Annotated in this window: 13 protein-coding genes; 3 read left to right on the forward strand and 10 right to left on the reverse strand. The window is 61.8% G+C overall.

What is annotated here, in order from left to right:
• Window positions 1-10: 10 nt before the first annotated feature.
• Window positions 11-1,936 (reverse strand): potassium transporter Kup, encoded by a 1,926-nt coding sequence (locus R8871_RS04150; RefSeq protein WP_407673088.1) that lies wholly within the window; start codon window positions 1,934-1,936, stop codon window positions 11-13.
• Between the two features lie 446 nt (window positions 1,937-2,382).
• Between R8871_RS04150 and R8871_RS04155 the strand changes: the two genes are divergently transcribed.
• Window positions 2,383-3,270, forward strand: coding sequence for an SDR family oxidoreductase (locus R8871_RS04155; RefSeq protein WP_175049175.1), 888 nt, complete (start codon window positions 2,383-2,385; stop codon window positions 3,268-3,270).
• A gap of 70 nt (window positions 3,271-3,340) precedes the next feature.
• On the opposite strand, the gene R8871_RS04160 is transcribed toward R8871_RS04155, so the two are convergent.
• The 3 genes from R8871_RS04160 to R8871_RS04170 all read right to left on the reverse strand — a co-directional run bounded on the left by R8871_RS04160 (window position 3,341) and on the right by R8871_RS04170 (window position 5,178).
• Window positions 3,341-3,703 carry a translation initiation factor Sui1 gene (locus tag R8871_RS04160; RefSeq protein ID WP_175049176.1) on the reverse strand — a complete coding sequence of 121 codons (363 nt, stop codon included), beginning with the start codon at window positions 3,701-3,703 and terminating at the stop codon, window positions 3,341-3,343.
• Window positions 3,704-3,722: 19 nt separating this feature from the next.
• Window positions 3,723-4,088, reverse strand: a complete 366-nt coding sequence (locus R8871_RS04165; protein WP_175049177.1) for a VOC family protein — start codon at window positions 4,086-4,088, stop codon at window positions 3,723-3,725.
• A gap of 82 nt (window positions 4,089-4,170) precedes the next feature.
• Window positions 4,171-5,178, reverse strand: a complete 1,008-nt coding sequence (locus R8871_RS04170) for a DnaJ C-terminal domain-containing protein (protein ID WP_175049178.1) — start codon at window positions 5,176-5,178, stop codon at window positions 4,171-4,173.
• Between the two features lie 348 nt (window positions 5,179-5,526).
• Here R8871_RS04170 and R8871_RS04175 point away from each other — a divergent pair, with 348 nt between their 5' ends.
• Complete coding sequence (locus tag R8871_RS04175) at window positions 5,527-7,248, forward strand: methyl-accepting chemotaxis protein (RefSeq protein ID WP_281370218.1); 1,722 nt, start codon at window positions 5,527-5,529, stop codon at window positions 7,246-7,248.
• Between the two features lie 376 nt (window positions 7,249-7,624).
• Window positions 7,625-9,367, forward strand: coding sequence for a thiamine pyrophosphate-binding protein (locus tag R8871_RS04180; protein WP_175049180.1), 1,743 nt, complete (start codon window positions 7,625-7,627; stop codon window positions 9,365-9,367).
• A 49-nt stretch (window positions 9,368-9,416) separates the two neighbouring features.
• Here the strand turns inward: R8871_RS04180 and R8871_RS04185 are convergent, their stop codons facing one another.
• Genes R8871_RS04185 through R8871_RS04210 form a run of 6 tightly spaced genes read right to left on the reverse strand, consistent with a single transcriptional unit; the run spans window position 9,417 to window position 14,886 of the window.
• Window positions 9,417-9,638 carry an FmdB family zinc ribbon protein gene (locus tag R8871_RS04185; RefSeq protein ID WP_175049181.1) on the reverse strand — a complete coding sequence of 74 codons (222 nt, stop codon included), beginning with the start codon at window positions 9,636-9,638 and terminating at the stop codon, window positions 9,417-9,419.
• Window positions 9,639-9,644: 6 nt separating this feature from the next.
• On the reverse strand, window positions 9,645-11,066 hold the full coding sequence (gene hydA / locus R8871_RS04190; protein ID WP_175049182.1) for a dihydropyrimidinase: 1,422 nt from the start codon (window positions 11,064-11,066) through the stop codon (window positions 9,645-9,647).
• Window positions 11,063-12,013 (reverse strand): dihydrodipicolinate synthase family protein, encoded by a 951-nt coding sequence (locus tag R8871_RS04195; RefSeq protein WP_175049183.1) that lies wholly within the window; start codon window positions 12,011-12,013, stop codon window positions 11,063-11,065. Before R8871_RS04195 ends, hydA begins: the two co-directional genes overlap by 4 nt.
• A complete protein-coding gene (locus R8871_RS04200; RefSeq protein WP_175049184.1) occupies window positions 12,010-13,170 on the reverse strand; it encodes an NAD(P)/FAD-dependent oxidoreductase in 1,161 nt (386 codons plus the stop codon). Before R8871_RS04200 ends, R8871_RS04195 begins: the two co-directional genes overlap by 4 nt.
• Complete coding sequence (locus R8871_RS04205) at window positions 13,167-14,591, reverse strand: NAD(P)/FAD-dependent oxidoreductase (protein ID WP_246287368.1); 1,425 nt, start codon at window positions 14,589-14,591, stop codon at window positions 13,167-13,169. Before R8871_RS04205 ends, R8871_RS04200 begins: the two co-directional genes overlap by 4 nt.
• Window positions 14,581-14,886: a (2Fe-2S)-binding protein gene (locus tag R8871_RS04210; protein ID WP_234487551.1), complete on the reverse strand. Its 306-nt coding sequence runs from the start codon at window positions 14,884-14,886 to the stop codon at window positions 14,581-14,583. Before R8871_RS04210 ends, R8871_RS04205 begins: the two co-directional genes overlap by 11 nt.
• Window positions 14,887-14,921 lie beyond the last annotated feature (35 nt).

Below are 14,921 nucleotides of genomic sequence, written 5' to 3' on the forward strand. Positions count from 1 at the left end.
AGGTTCTACCTCATATTTCGACGCGCGAGCCCAACTCGATCACCCGGTTTGAATTCAGCTTGAAATAAGCCGCGGGGTTGCCGATATTGTGCGCCATCACGCTGAACAGTCGTTCGCGCCACACCGGCATGCCCTTGCCTCCGGTCGCCACCACGGTGGCATGACTGAGGAAATAGGAGACCTTCGCCGGATCGACCACCAGGCCCTTCGGCTCGCAGTCGCGCAGCGCTTGCGGCAGGCTGGCCACGTCCTTGAAGCCGTAAGTCACTAGAATGCTGTGGCAGTCGTGGCCCAGCGGCGTGATCGCCACGCGCTGCTCGCGTGGCACGTAGGGCACATCCAGGTTGGTCACGTGCACGAACAGCACACGCTCGTGCAGCACGTGGTTATGCGCCAGGTTGTTGACCAGCGCGTGCGGCACGGTGCTCGGGTCGATGGTCAGGAACGCGGCGGTGCCGGGCACGCGTATTGTTTCCTTCGCGAACAGACTGTCCAGGTACTTGCCCAGCGGCAACGCGCCGGCGTGGATGCTGGCCTCTTCGATCATGAGCGCACGGCCGCGGTGCCAGGTGGACATAACAGTGAACATGATGGCGCCCAGGAGCAACGGGAACCATCCGCCATCTACGAACTTGAGCAGGTTGGCCGAGAAGAACGCGAGATCGATGACGAAGAAGAAGCCGGTGGCCAGCACGCACAGCAACCAGTTGTAGTGCCAGGCGTAGCGCACCACGTAAAACGTGAGGAAGGTGGTGATCATCATGGTGCCCGTCACCGCGATACCGTAGGCCGACCCCAGCGCCGTAGAGGAACCGAAGCCCAGCACCGCCCCCACCACCGCGATCAGCAGCAGCCAGTTGATGGCGGGCACATAGATCTGGCCGACCTCGCGTTCGGAGGTATAGACGATACCCATGCGCGGCATGAAGCCGAGTTGCATGGCCTGCTTGGTCATGGAAAACGCGCCGCTGATCACGGCCTGCGACGCGATCACAGTCGCCACCGTGGCCAGCACCACCATCGGGAACAGCGCCACCGACGGGAAGAGGTGGAAGAAGGGGTTGTCCACAGTCTTGGGGTCCGACAACAGCAGCGCGCCCTGACCCAGATAGTTGAGCGCCAGCGCGGGCAGCACGAGGCCGAACCACGACAGACGAATCGGCGGCGCGCCGAAGTGGCCCATGTCGGCATACAGCGCCTCGGCGCCGGTCAGCGCCAGCACCACCGCGCCAAGCGAGACAAAGGCCCGCCAGCCGTTGCGCATCAGGAATTCGAGGCCCACGAACGGGTTGAAAGCATCAAGGATGGCCGGCGCGCGGCCGATGCAGAGCAGTCCCGACACCGCAATCACGCCGAACCACAGCACCATCACCGGCCCGAACACCGCGCCGATGCCGGCCGTGCCACGCCGCTGCACCAGGAACAAGGCGATCAGCACAACCAGCGCGATCGACACCACGAAGGGCTTGAGCTGCGGCTCCGCCACTTCCAGCCCTTCCACTGCGCTGAGCACCGAGATGGCCGGCGTGATGACGCCGTCGCCATAGAACAGCGCCGCGCCGAATACGCCGGCGAGCAGCAGCCCGTTGCGCAGCCGGGGCCGGTCCATTACAGAACTGGAAGCCAGCGCGAGCAGCGCCATGATGCCGCCCTCGCCGTGGTTATGCGCGCGCATGATCAGCGTCACATACTTCAGCGTCACCACGATGATCAACGACCAGATGATGAGCGACACCACGCCCAGCACATTGAAGCGGTCGAGCACCAGACCGTGACCGGAGTCGAATACCGTGCTCATGGTGTAGAGCGGACTGGTGCCGATGTCGCCGAACACGATGCCGATGGCGGCCAGCGCCAGCTTGGGCATCGACCCGTGGCTGGCTTCCGCGACATGGCCGGCAGGGGCGCCCGGTTGTTGGCCTGAAGACGATTCCATGAATGGCTCCTTCTCAGTGGGTGGGGCCCCCAGCCAGCGAACGGTGCGCCGGCGCTCAAGCGCCTGGCGGCCCGTCTGGTCACGCTGATCCTTCTGCAATGGGCTGATCAGCGGACGGCCTGTCGGTGACAGCGTACAGAATAAAGGGCGCGGTTCAAAGCCAGGCATCTCCTTAGGATCAACCAGCAGAACAGGTCCGCCTCAATGGGTCTCCGGCCATTCACCCATGATGAACAGAAACTGTGTCGCCTGTGAGGAGATGTTCAGCTTCCTGTAAAGATTGCGCCGATGAGCTTTGGTAGTGAGGCGGATCGACGTATTGCGTCAGCGTTGGATTGGCCAGCCGACATCGGGATCCTGTTAGTTCTTTTCATACGATGACGTCACCACTTCAACCGAACGGGAAATGGCCAGATAGTCATGGTGACAATCACGGAGGTTTCACTATGCGTATCTTTCTGACGGGCGCGACAGGCTTCATCGGCGCGGCCATCGTTCCCGAACTCATCAACGCGGGTCATCATGTGATCGGCATGACGCGTTCGGATACGGGAGCACAAGCGCTTATCGATGCTGGTGCGGAGGTGCATCGCGGAACCCTGGAGGATCCGGAGAGCCTGCGCAGCGGCGCCGCAAAAGCAGATGCCGTCATCCACACGGCATTCGATCACGATTTCTCACGATTCGTGGAGAACTGCGAAAAGGACAAGCGAGCGATCGCGGCACTCGGTTCGGTGCTCGCTGGGTCCGACCGTCCTCTCATCATCACGTCGGGGACCGGCATGGGTAGCGGCGAGCATGGCCAACTGGCGACCGAGGATGTCTTTAATATCAGTCATCCCAATCCGCGGATCGCATCTGAGGTTGCGGGGAATGCTCTCCTGGAGGCGGGTGTCAACGTATCGGTGGTACGCCTGCCTCAGGTTCACAACCCGTTCAAGCAGGGTCTCATCTCGCCGCTCGTTGCTATCGCTCGGGACAAAGGCGTCTCCGCCTTCGTAGGCGAGGGCCGTAACCGCTGGCCGGCCGGCCATCTCTCCGATGTCGCGCGTCTCTATCGGCTCGCCGTAGAAAAGCGCCAGCAGGGGGCTCGATATCATGCGGTTGGCGAAGAAGGGATCAGTAGCCGCGAAATCGCCGAGGCGCTTGGCCGGGGTCTGAACTTGCCCGTCGTTTCGATCAGCCCGGATGAAGCGGCATCGCATTTTGGATGGATGGCAATGTTCGTCGGATTGGATATGCCGGCTTCCAGTGTCCAGACTCAGGCTCGGTTGAACTGGCATCCGACTGGGCCGACGCTCATCGCCGATCTCAACGAAGCGCGGTACGTCTAGTCATCTTTGTTGATCTGCCCGCGGCGCAGCGGAATCAATCTGCGCCGCGGGTCGATGCTCAACGAAGCGATTAACCCCCGGCGCGCTTCGCGCTGTGGCCGTACTTCTTTAGCGCTTCGATGATCCGCTCGCAATGGTCACCCTGCACTTCAATCACGCCATCCTTGACCGTTCCACCAGAACCGCAGGCCGTGCGCAATTGCTTGCCTAACGAGGCCAATGCAAGAGGATCGAGCGCCAACCCCTTAACGATCGTCACACTTTTCCCACCCCGGCCCTTGGTCTCGCGTGACACTCGCACCACGCCATCGCCTACCGGCAATTTTCTCGCAACTGTCTTGCAGATGCATTCCGCGATCACCTGTCTGCATTCGGGACACATCTGCCCGCCATCGGTCGAATAGACGAGGCCGCCTTTTGAACTATGTTTCATGATTAGCTACTCAAAGACACTACCTGACTGCGAAACGCCGGCTCGAAATGGATAGGGAGTTACCGTCCGGGTCCTTCGCATTGGCAAAACTGTAGCCATCCGCTTGATGAGTTGCACCAAATTCAAGACCGTCTTTCGCGCATCGGCTCTTGAAGCCTTCGACGTCATCCATGTCGAACACCAACTTCACCGTAGCCTGCCCTGACCTTACTCCCTTCGCGGCTTGATGGACCATGATGATGACGCCTCCGTGCGGCGATACGAGTTCGGCAATACGACCGTCGTCATCGAACTTATAGGCGAAATCGAAGTATCGTTCGTAGAACACACAGGTTTTTTTCACGTCTTTCGCGTACAGCAATATCCGGTTCAGAGACGGACCCATCTTTCCCTCGACTATTTTTGTAAGCTATCGCGCACTGGCCGCCGTTCGTATCGGTTGTGCCGAAGCGGTGCTGATTACTCTGCTACGACGGCGCGCTGTTTGGTGCAGTCGTTGTGATTACCTGCATCGCTCGACGCCCAGCGTCCGCAAACATTTCACGCAGCCGTTGCCGTTCATCGTCAGTGAGATGTGAAGCCGCGGCCGGCATCGCGAGCACCAGTTGCAGCGTCAGATCACCACGCGAGCCGTTGCGGTCGGTGAGTCCATGTCCGCGTAGACGAATCGTGCTGCCCTGTTGCGCGTTCGGCGGAATCGTCATCTGGTGCGCGCGGCCCAGGATCTGCGCTTCGAAGTTACCGCCGAGCGTGGCTGTCACGAAATCGACCTGAAGCTCGCTTGCGAGATCCAGACCGTCACGACGAAAGGCCGCGCTGCACACAATCGCAACCGAGAAGATCGCGTCGCCGGGCGGACCACCGTTCGGCCCGGGATGACCACCACCTTCGACGACAAGACGCTGGCCATCCCACACACCCGCTGGAACCTTCACGGTCTCGAACTTCCGGGAGGTTCTGATCCCCGTGCCAAGACACGCTTGACACCGCTCACTCGCCGACGGGCGACCGGTACCCCCGCAAGCGGTGCAGTGCATGCCCGAGACCGACAGACCACTGCCGTTGCAGCTCGCGCACTGGGCGCCCCTTTCCTGACATGGGTGACACGGTCCCCTCACCGCATAGCTCGCTTCGACCTCGCCACCGTGGATCGCGGCTTCGAGCGGCACGAAAAGTTCGATCAGGCAGTTCGCGCCGCGCATCGGAGGCGCGCTGCGGTGTTCGCGTGAGTGGGCTGCCTTATCGCGGCGCTCAGTCGATGCCGCCGCCGGACTGGACACGGGCGGCTCACGCTCGCCGGTCAGAATCTCAAACGCCTCCTGAATACGCTTGAACACTGGCTCGACTGCCGATTCGCGCCCCTTGTTGCGATCAGGGTGATACTTCGCCCTTAGCCGTCGATACGCGCGCTTGACGTCTGCCGGCGACGCAGTGTCCGGCAACTTCAGCCGCCTATAGTATTCGTCAAAACTCACGCATTTCCCCCGCATTTCTTTCTGTACGCGCAAGTCTATCAAGACGCGATGAAAGGACTGCCAGTTGTCAAAGCGTCATCTCATCTGCCGCGCTCAGTCGCCGGACCTTCGCCTTCGCCGCGAACCTTACAAAGTAATAACTTGAAAGTCTAAAAATACAGCGAATTTGCGCGTAAACGATAATTGGTATGAAGAATAGATTGTGGCTGCCGTTAACTGAGTACATGGAGCACTTGCCGCATCTCCGGACGGCATTGCCGACTATCCGGCAACGCGCGAGCGTTGCTGGATCTATTTCTTTGTTCCAATTTTTTCACGTTGACGAAGCAAGCTATGAATATCGGCAATATGAAGCTCGGCGCCAAACTGATCTGCGCCTTTATCCTCGTATCGGTCATCAGTGCCATCGTCAGTGTGATCGGTGTCCGCAGCATGGGCCAGATCAGCGACAACGCGGACACGACCTATCGAATGGATCTCGTGGGGCTTAACCAGATCCAGCAAGCGAACGCCGATGTACTGAGAACCGGTACCTATCTACGCAACGCCATTCTGGCCGCCACTATCGACCAGCGGACTGCCTCGCTAGCCCAGGCTGAAAAGGCCATGGCCTCGGCACGTGAGCACCTCAATCAGGCCGAGCCCCTTGTCTACACCGATAAAGGTAAGGCGACCTTCGCCGAGCTCGATCAGGGCTGGCACGACTACATACAGGCTTTCGATGAAATGAAAGGCCGGATTAACGCCGCTGGGCTGCAGGATCAGGCTGCCCTGACGGCCTATCTGCTGGGCGAATATCACGAGAAGGGTTTCAAGACCCTGGTCCTGATGAGCACACTGGTTAATGTGAAGCAGAGCGATGCCCAGGCGACGGCCGGATCTAACGACAAGGTCTACGAGGACGGCCGCAATCTGATGCTTGTTCTGGTGGTCCTGTCGCTGTTGGTCGGCTGGGGAATCGGCGTCTGGATGGCGCGCAGTCTGACACGGCAACTGGGCACTGAGCCGGCGACAGCCGCCAACCTCGCCAGAAGCGTGGCAGCCGGCGATCTCAGCGTAAGCATCGACCTCCGGCCTGGCGACACGACCAGCCTCATGGCATCGCTAAAGGCAATGCGTGATGCGCTGGCGCAGGTCGTGGCTGAAGTCCGCGAGAACGCCGAAGGCGTAGCGACGGCGAGCTCGCAAATCGCACAAGGGAATCTTGATCTGTCGAGCCGCACAGAGGAGCAGGCGGCATCGCTCGAAGAAACCGCCTCGAGCATCGAAGAACTGACCGCCGCGGTCCGCCACAACACCGACAACGCGAAGCAGGCCGCAACGCTCGCCGGTACGGCCTCCGGCATCGCACAGCAAGGTGGCGAGGTTGTCGGTCAGGTGGTCGAAACGATGCGCGATATCTCCGCAAGCTCGACCAAAATGTCCGAGATCATCAGCGTGATCGAGGGGATTGCCTTCCAGACCAACATCCTCGCGCTCAACGCGGCGGTCGAGGCGGCTCGCGCTGGCGAACAGGGTCGCGGCTTCGCTGTCGTGGCCGGTGAAGTGCGCGCGCTTGCGCAGCGCAGTGCCAGCGCCGCAAAGGAAATCAAGGACTTGATCGCCGATTCGGTCAACCGGGTGGAGGTGGGTTCGAATCTTGTCGAGCAGGCGGGCGGCACGATCAATGAGATCGTCGCGTCGGTGAAGCGTGTCACCGATATCGTGGGCGAAATCTCGTCGGCGTCGCAAGAACAGAGCACCGGCATCGAGCAGGTCAACCAGGCCGTCAACCAGATGGACCAGGTCACTCAGCAGAATGCCGCGCTGGTGGAAGAAGCTTCGGCGGCGGCCCAGTCGATGGCACAGCAGGCTCAGGGCCTGCGTGCAGCGGTGGCCTTCTTCAAGATCGACGTCAGGCGCGCGGCTGTGTCGCCTGCGAACACACCCCGGAAGGAGCCGCATCGAAAGCCGCACGCAGCGTCCCCTGCGAGATTGGCAAAGCCCATGGCGACGCCACGTTTAACAGGCGGCGCAAGCACCGTGGTCACGGCCAGCGCCAGTGAGACTGCCGACTGGCAGACATTCTGAACGGAGCAACGCGTTCAAGCTGGACGACAACCCGTAGTCGAACGGACCGAGGTTCGCGATTCACGCGCGCCGCATGGTCGATAACACCTCGCAGCGCTCGCCTCAGCCATTGAGGCAGTGCATGCGAGCGACGTCGCAACCGAGAAAGAGTACTCACGGATGGAGACACGGGCCCGTTTCAGGCGGGCTCGATGAAGCAGCACGGGACGCGATTGCAACCGCTGTGCAACGCGTTCAGGGCCGTCTCGCTGTCTCCACATACCGGCGTTGTGCCGCCGGCTTCGTCACGTTGCTCTTTCGAGGGTCACGCGCGACGTCCGGATGAGGGATAGCGAGATCCGATTATTGGTTTCTACTCGGATCGTACTCAAAAAATATGGAATCACACGCTCCTCTCAATGTATCGACAACAGTCGTGAAGTCGCTGGAAGTCGCGAAAATCGACCACGTCTTCCTCGTGCCGGGGAAGATGATCTACCCACTGCTGGATGCAATCGACAAGTCGCCATCGATCCGCGGCATTGTTTGTGCGCATGAGACCAGCAGTGCTTTCATGGCTGACGGTTATGCACGGGCCAGCCGGAAATTTGGCGTGTGCGTAGGAATATCCGGACCAGGCACCATGAATTTCGTGCCCGGAATGGCGGCCGCTCACGCAGACCAGATTCCCATGCTCTATATCGCCGGAGGGGTTTCGTCGCGTGCGGAAGGCAAAGGCGCGTTCCAGGACGCGACGCAGAGCGGTATTTTCGAAAGCGGCGTGGTGAGGAGCCTGGTCGAAAATGTCGTTGAACTGAAGAACAAAGACAATCTTCAAGCCGAAATGCGTCGCGCCACAGATGGGTTGAACTGGATGCGTCGAGCGCAGTCTTTCGTGAGCATTCCCGTCGACGTTCAACGGCAGGAAGTGCTAGCCGGCCACAACGCATCACGGCAACCGTACGATCATGACGAGTTCAACGCCTGCGAGGTCCCCGCGAACCGCGCTGCGTTGGAGGCGTTGTGCAACCGGTATCTGCTCAAATCGAAGAGAGTCGCTTTCCTGATCGGCAGTCGCGGCAATGACCCGGAAACCGCGAAGGTCCTGCTCGAGGTGGCCGAAAAATTCTGCATTCCTGTTGCGACCACGCTATCGGGAAAGGGTGCGTTTCCTGAAGATCATGTCCTTTCGCTCGGCGTGTACGGATTCTCGGGCCACTCGCGGGCCGTTCGCGTCATCAACTCGGACGAACTCGACGTGCTCGTCGTATTCGGCAGCGATCTGAATCAGCGCGACAGCATGAACTGGACAGAAAAGCTCTCTGCCTGGAAGGAACTGATCATCTTCGACGATAGCTTCGACGCACCCGCGACGGGGCATGTCGCGCGCAGTAGGGTTTTCTCCGGGATTGGCGCCACATTCCGCTTGCTGTCCCAGATGGACACAAACCGGAGTGCCGACTTTCACACGGTGCTGGAAAGAAGAAAGGCATGGGTCGCCGAGGTCAACCAGACCCCGCTGTACGACTATAAGTTCGAGCAACCCGGTGGCCGGGGTTCAGATGGCGATCAATCGCTCTATACGGGAGACGTCGTCAAGCAACTGTGTCAACTCCTGCCGAAGGATGCAAACGTTGTCGTGGATTCCGGCGCCCACCGGATATTCATGGCCCACTACTGGCTCTCGTCGGGTATTGGCAACTATTTCTCATCTAGTTCCCTTGCGCCGATGGGTTGGGCAGTCGCCGCCGGGATCGGCGTCAAGCTTGCGGCTCCGGAGCGCCCGTGTGTCGTAGTAACCGGAGACGGATGCATGCTGATGCACGGCATGGAGATCCAGACCGCAGCCCGATACGGCGTAAAGGTGCTTTACGTCGTGTTGAACAATGCTGCGCATGGCGCGGTCCACATCGACGCAATCAGCAATGGCTCTATTCCCGCGCAGTTCAGCGAACTGCCGAGTCATGATTGGGCCGCTTTTGCCGCTTCGCTCGGTGTCGCGTCGCGCAGGGTCGAGCGCCTCGATGACCTGGCAGATGCGCTCGGCGAGGCGTCTCAGCTTAACGGTCCATTCATGATTGAAGTGATGACCGGCGTTTTTCCGGCACCGAACCGGTACTACGCGGAATGCGCGGCTTGAACAGCAGCTATCAAGGTGCAACTGTCGTTTGCGCAGTCGGGTCAACTTTCTAGCGACAGCAGCTGCAGCCACCTTGATGCCTTAAGCCATAAGCCCCTTCTTCCGCCGGCACGGTCTCGCCACGCTGCGCCAGCAACACCGTCGCACCGCTGGCGATGCGCGGCGACAGCAGGCCGCACTCCGGGCACGGCGTTCGCTCATCACGCCTCGCGACCGGGCGGATGGAATCGAACGTCCCGCATGCGTCGCAGGCATATTCATAGATTGGCATGACGCTCTACCAGTGACCGCCCAGTTCGCCGCGCGTGACAAACTGCCCCTGACCGGTCCGTCCGACCCAGTCGCCGTTGTCGATCAGCAACTCCCCTCGCAGCAGCACTTTCTTTACCCGGCCCGTGACGGCGCGGCCTTCGAACAACGTAAAGTCGCAATCGCCATGTTGCGTGTCCGCGCTGATCATGTGCGACTCGTTCGGATCGAACAGGACAATGTCGGCGTCGCTGCCGATCGCAAGCGTTCCCTTCTTCGGGAATAGGCCGAATAGCTTGGCGGGCGCAGTCGACATCAATTCGACAAAGCGATTCAGCGAAATGCGGCCGCCGCGTACGCCACCGTCGTAGACCACAGTCATGCGCGTTTCGACGCCAGGCACGCCATTCGGAATCTTCGAAAAATCATCGCGTCCAAGCGGCTTCTGGTTGACGTTGCCGCGATGCCCCTCCTTCATGCAATACGGGCAGTGATCGGTCGAGATCAGTTGCAGATCGTCGGTCTTGAGCGCGGTCCAGAGCGCGTTCTGCGCCTCCTTCGAGCGCAGCGGCGGACTCATCACGTAACGCGCGAGCTCGAAGCTGTCGTCGGCGTATGCCGACTCGTCGAAGAACAGATAGTGTGGACAGGTCTCTGCAAACACCGGAATGCCCAGGTCGCGCGCTTCGATCACATGCTTCAGTGCCTCTTTCGCCGAAAGGTGTACGAAATAGACCGGCGCTTCGGCGAGTTCGGCGAGCTTGATGCCGCGATGCGTCGCTTCGCCCTCCATGATCGCGGGCCGCGTTAGCGCGTGATAACGCGGCGCCGTATGGCCCTGTGCGAGCGCCTCGCGAATCAGCAGGTCGATGACGGTGCCGTTCTCCGCATGCAACGCGATCATGCCACCGTGCTGGCCGACCATCCGCATGGCCTGAAAAATGGCGGCGTCGTCCGACATGACCGTGCCGGGATAGGCCATGAACATCTTGAAGCTCGAGACACCTTCGTGGCGAATCGCGTATTGCATGTCGCCGAGCACGCGCTCGTCCACCTGCGTCACGATCACATGAAAACCGTAGTCGATGCTCGCGGCCGATGCGGCTTTCGATTGCGCCCGCGAGATCGCATCGAGCGGACTTGTGCCGGCGGTTTGCAACGCGAAGTCGATGATCGTCGTCGTTCCGCCGAAGGCGGCCGAGCGTGTGCCCGACGCAAAGTTGTCGCAGGTCACCGAGGCCCCGAAGGTGTTCTCCATGTGAGTATGGCAATCGACGCCGCCAGGAAACACCAACAGCCCTGCCGCGTCGATCACCCGCGCATCCGGTCCCCCGTCGAGATTCAGTCCAATGCTGACGATGCGCTCGCCTTCCACAAGAATGTCGGCGAGGTAGTCGTCAACGGCCGTAATAATGCGGCCGCCTTTGATGAGGGTTGGGGTCGAACTCATGAATCACTCCGTTGAGTGTCGGTTGCGATGGCGAGCGCGTCTTCGAGACGCATCAACTCTGCATGGGAGAGCGGTGGGATCGGCGGGCGCATCGACGGATACGGAAAGTGGCCCAGCAAGTGCAGGCAGGCTTTCAGGCGCGCATTGGCGTACGAACCCGGCGCGGTTCCATAGATAGCCTTCGCAAGCGGATAGATGCGCTCGTGAAGCTGCTGCGCGCGGCCGAGATCACCGTGTTCGACGGCCCGATACAGCGCCACGACCAGTTCGGGCACGACGGCCGCAAGGCTGACGAGGCTGCCTTCGGTACCGATCGCAAAACAGGTGAACAGGTGTTCGTCGCCGGAAGCCATCACGGCCACATGCGGCGCGATCGATTTGACGAGCCGGCGGTTTGCTTCGTACGCGGCAGTCTCCCAACTGCCTTCCTTGATCGCCACGACCTCGGGCAAGCCGACGAGCGCGGCAAGCATCTGCGGCGTGTAGGCCATGCCGCCCGCGGCGACGCCGGCCTGGTAAAGCATCATGGGCAGGTGTGCTTCGCCGTTGGCGATCCGGTGATGCGTCAGAACGGTGTCGAGATCGGTAGACAGCGCCCATGAGAACGGCGGAAACAGCAGCATGGCGTCGGCGCCGGCCTGTCTCGCGTCGTTTGCGTGGGCCTGCGCCTCATAGCTGTCCTCGGCATTCACGCCGGCCACGATGATGGAACGATCGCCGCAGACGGCATGCGCAATTTCCACGACGCGTCGCTTGTCCGCCGCCGAGAGCGTGAAGTTCTCGCCGGCATGGCCGTTCACCAGAAGCCCGACAATACCGTCGACGCTCGCCACCGCTTCGATATGCCGCTCAAGCGCCGCTTCGTCCAGGGTTCGCCCATCCGCGTCGAGGGGGCACAGCGTAGCGGCATAGACGCCGTTGAATGGGTCGGCATGCGTAGGGATCATTCTGTCTTTTCCCGATGAAGTTGGGCGGGCGCATCGTCATGAACGACAAGCCGCGCCGGATCGAACAGGGGCAACTCGGGTTCCTCGCCGAGCATGGCCTGGGCGAGCAGCTTGCCCATGTAAGGGCCGCTGGTGTAACCGGAATGCACGCAACCGATCACCCATGCATCGGGGGAACCGGGGAGCGCACCGATCATCGGCATGGCGTCGGCCGTTTCGGCTTCGAGGCCAAGCCAGATGCGGGCCACGCGCGCTTTGGCGAGCGCGGGGATTACGTGCTGCGCGAGCCGGAGATTGCCGATCAGGTTGTCCGGCACGGTTTCCACGCTGCCCTGCTCGCGATCGCCGATGCCTTGCCAGCCACCGCCTATAAGGACACTGCCGTTGGCAAACTGCTTCATCGACAGCAGCCCGTTCGCGATGCTCAGCACCGATCTCATCACGGGCGGCATGCGTTCAGTGACGATCAACTGGTTGACGAGCGTCTTGACGGGGATGCGGAAGCCGAGCATCGCGAGCAGGGGTTCCAGCCACACGCCGCCCGCCATCACCAGACGCGTCGCGTCGATGCGGATGGAGTCGTTCGGACCGTACACCCGATACATTCCCGCGACGCGTTCGATGCGCGTTACCGGTGTCTGCTCGAAAACGTGTACACCCGCTTCATGCAACGCCGCGTGGAAAGCACGGCCCGTGAGATAGGCGCTGGCGAAACCATCGGTTGCACAGTAAGCGGCTTGCAGCATCGCGGGATTCAGGCCCGGCTCGACGGCGAGCGCGGCATCCCGGTCGAGCAGATCGATCTGCGCGCCGTACTCGCGCCTTGCCGCCGCGCGTTGCTGCAGTAGCGCTTTCTCGGATTCGGTGAAGGCGAGCGAGAGACCGGGCGCCGACGTCGCAAGCACGCCGTGGCCTAGCCACGTGTCGGTATTCATCCACATTTTCCACGCACGGATCGCATAGGGAACGAGCGCGGCACGCGTCATATGCAGCGTCAGCGTGCCGGCGTTTACACCCGACGCGCCACGGCACAGCGCATCGCGTTCGATCACCGCTACTCGCATGCCGGCTCGCGCCAGAAATAGTGCGGTGGTGCATCCCATCACGCCGCCGCCGAGCACGGCGACATCGAATGCGGTCGACGTCGGCTGACTCATAACGGCGCAGCCCTCGGGATCGGAATGTCGTCATAGCTGAACTCGCCGGTCAGCGCTTCGAGCGTCACGGGCCGCAATGGCGTGCGGGCAGAAAAACAGCCCGCGCGTTCGCGCGAGCCACCGCATGCGCGCGCGGCAAGCAGTTCCGCCGCTACGTCCCCGCATGTGCGGCCCTGGCACGGTCCCATGCCGCAGCGCGTCCAGGCCTTGAGCTGGTTCACGTCGTGCGCGCCGGCGTCGCAGGCGGCATCGATCTCGGCGCGCGTCACGTCTTCGCATCGACACACGATGGTTTGCGCCCCAATGCTGTCGGTATGGCCGGCGCGTAGCGCCATCAATTGCGCCATCGAACGACCGAAGCGCGCCGCCTTGAGGTGCGCCCGACGCACGGATGACAGTCGCGACCGGAGCCCAGCGACGTCCTGGCCGCCAAGCTCGATGGCGCAGGCGAGTCCTGCGAGCGTGCCATGTTGGCTCGCTGCGGCCGCGCCGGCGATGCCTGCGCCGTCGCCCGCCACGTAGAGCCGTGGGCGCGAGGTGCGGCAGTTTTCATCGATGATGGCGATCCATCCTCCCGCCTGCCGCGAGTACCGGTGCTCCGCGCGCAGGAGACGCGTGATTTCGGATGACGGGGTCAGCCCATGACCTACCGCGATGCAGTCGGCGACCACGCTGCGGTGTTCTCCGGAGACGGGCCGCCCTGCTGCGTCACACGGCGCCAGAGTCGCGCGTAGCCGATCGTCAGCAGGCTCCACTTTGACTATCGTGTGCCGCGCATGAATCGGCACACCTGCGCGGCGAATTTCGCGCCACCAGCGGAAACCCTCGCGCATCAGATCGGGGCGCGACACCATGGCGGGCAGCGCACGGGCCCAGTCGCCGAGGCCCGCGATATCCGCAATTGCTTCGACCTTGCCACCATTATCTATCGTCTTCGCGGCGACGGCCGCAAGCAATGGCCCGCAACCTGCGACTAATGTCGAGCGGCCCGGCAGGATGGCTTGCGATTTGAGGAGGATCGTTGCAGCGGCCAGCCCGATAACGCCGGGCGTGGTCCACCCGTCGAAGGGAACGACCCGTTCCGTGGTTCCCGATGCGACGATCAGCGCGCGCCCAGCGCAATGCACGGGGCCGTCCGGACCCACGGCATCGACGCGATAGTCGGCGGTGACCGCCCAGACCACGTGATAGAAGTAGGTGGTGACCTTACTTTCGGCGAGTTCGCGCCGTAGCGCGTCGCCCGCTTGCTGGTCCGCACTCGACGGAACAGCGGCGCTGACCGGTGCGCGGTAGACCTGACCGCCGGCCGCCTGGTTCTCATCGAACAGCGCGACCCTGAGACCTGCTGCCGACGCAGCCAGCGCCGCGTTCACACCGGCCGGGCCGCCGCCGAGCACGAGGACATCGAACTCAGATATCAAGGCCGATCTCCGGTACTTTGTCGACGCGCATTCCTTCAATGACGGTCGTTCGGCATGCAAGCGCGCGGCGGCCATCGACTACGACCAGACACTCCTGACAGGACCCCATCAAACAGAACATGCCGCGCGGTGCACCATTGCGCGGACTCGCCCGTAAGGTCTTCGTACCCGAGGCGAACAACGCTGCCGCCACGCTTTCGCCCTGGCGCGCCCGCACCGGCCGACCGTCGAAGAGAAACCTCACTGTAGCCGCGCCGCCTGCCTTCTCGATGCGCATGGTCTTCTCATCCAGCATGGGGCATGGCTCCCTTGACAACTAATTTCGTCGAT

The sequence above is a fragment of the Paraburkholderia sediminicola genome (assembly GCF_902859805.1).
GTDB classification, from domain to species: domain Bacteria; phylum Pseudomonadota; class Gammaproteobacteria; order Burkholderiales; family Burkholderiaceae; genus Paraburkholderia; species Paraburkholderia sediminicola.

What these genes read in the sequence shown, in the direction of transcription:
- R8871_RS04185 (WP_175049181.1), bottom strand. Translation starts at nt 9,638, where the DNA reads ATGCCAATCTATGAATATGCCTGCGACGCATGCGGGACGTTCGATTCC.
- R8871_RS04155 (WP_175049175.1), top strand. Translation starts at nt 2,383, where the DNA reads ATGCGTATCTTTCTGACGGGCGCGACAGGCTTCATCGGCGCGGCCATC.
- R8871_RS04200 (WP_175049184.1), bottom strand. Translation starts at nt 13,170, where the DNA reads ATGAGTCAGCCGACGTCGACCGCATTCGATGTCGCCGTGCTCGGCGGC.
- R8871_RS04210 (WP_234487551.1), bottom strand. Translation starts at nt 14,886, where the DNA reads ATGCTGGATGAGAAGACCATGCGCATCGAGAAGGCAGGCGGCGCGGCT.
- R8871_RS04150 (WP_407673088.1), bottom strand. Translation starts at nt 1,936, where the DNA reads ATGGAATCGTCTTCAGGCCAACAACCGGGCGCCCCTGCCGGCCATGTC.
- R8871_RS04180 (WP_175049180.1), top strand. Translation starts at nt 7,625, where the DNA reads ATGGAATCACACGCTCCTCTCAATGTATCGACAACAGTCGTGAAGTCG.
- R8871_RS04160 (WP_175049176.1), bottom strand. Translation starts at nt 3,703, where the DNA reads ATGAAACATAGTTCAAAAGGCGGCCTCGTCTATTCGACCGATGGCGGG.
- R8871_RS04175 (WP_281370218.1), top strand. Translation starts at nt 5,527, where the DNA reads ATGAAGCTCGGCGCCAAACTGATCTGCGCCTTTATCCTCGTATCGGTC.
- hydA (WP_175049182.1), bottom strand. Translation starts at nt 11,066, where the DNA reads ATGAGTTCGACCCCAACCCTCATCAAAGGCGGCCGCATTATTACGGCC.
- R8871_RS04195 (WP_175049183.1), bottom strand. Translation starts at nt 12,013, where the DNA reads ATGATCCCTACGCATGCCGACCCATTCAACGGCGTCTATGCCGCTACG.
- R8871_RS04165 (WP_175049177.1), bottom strand. Translation starts at nt 4,088, where the DNA reads ATGGGTCCGTCTCTGAACCGGATATTGCTGTACGCGAAAGACGTGAAA.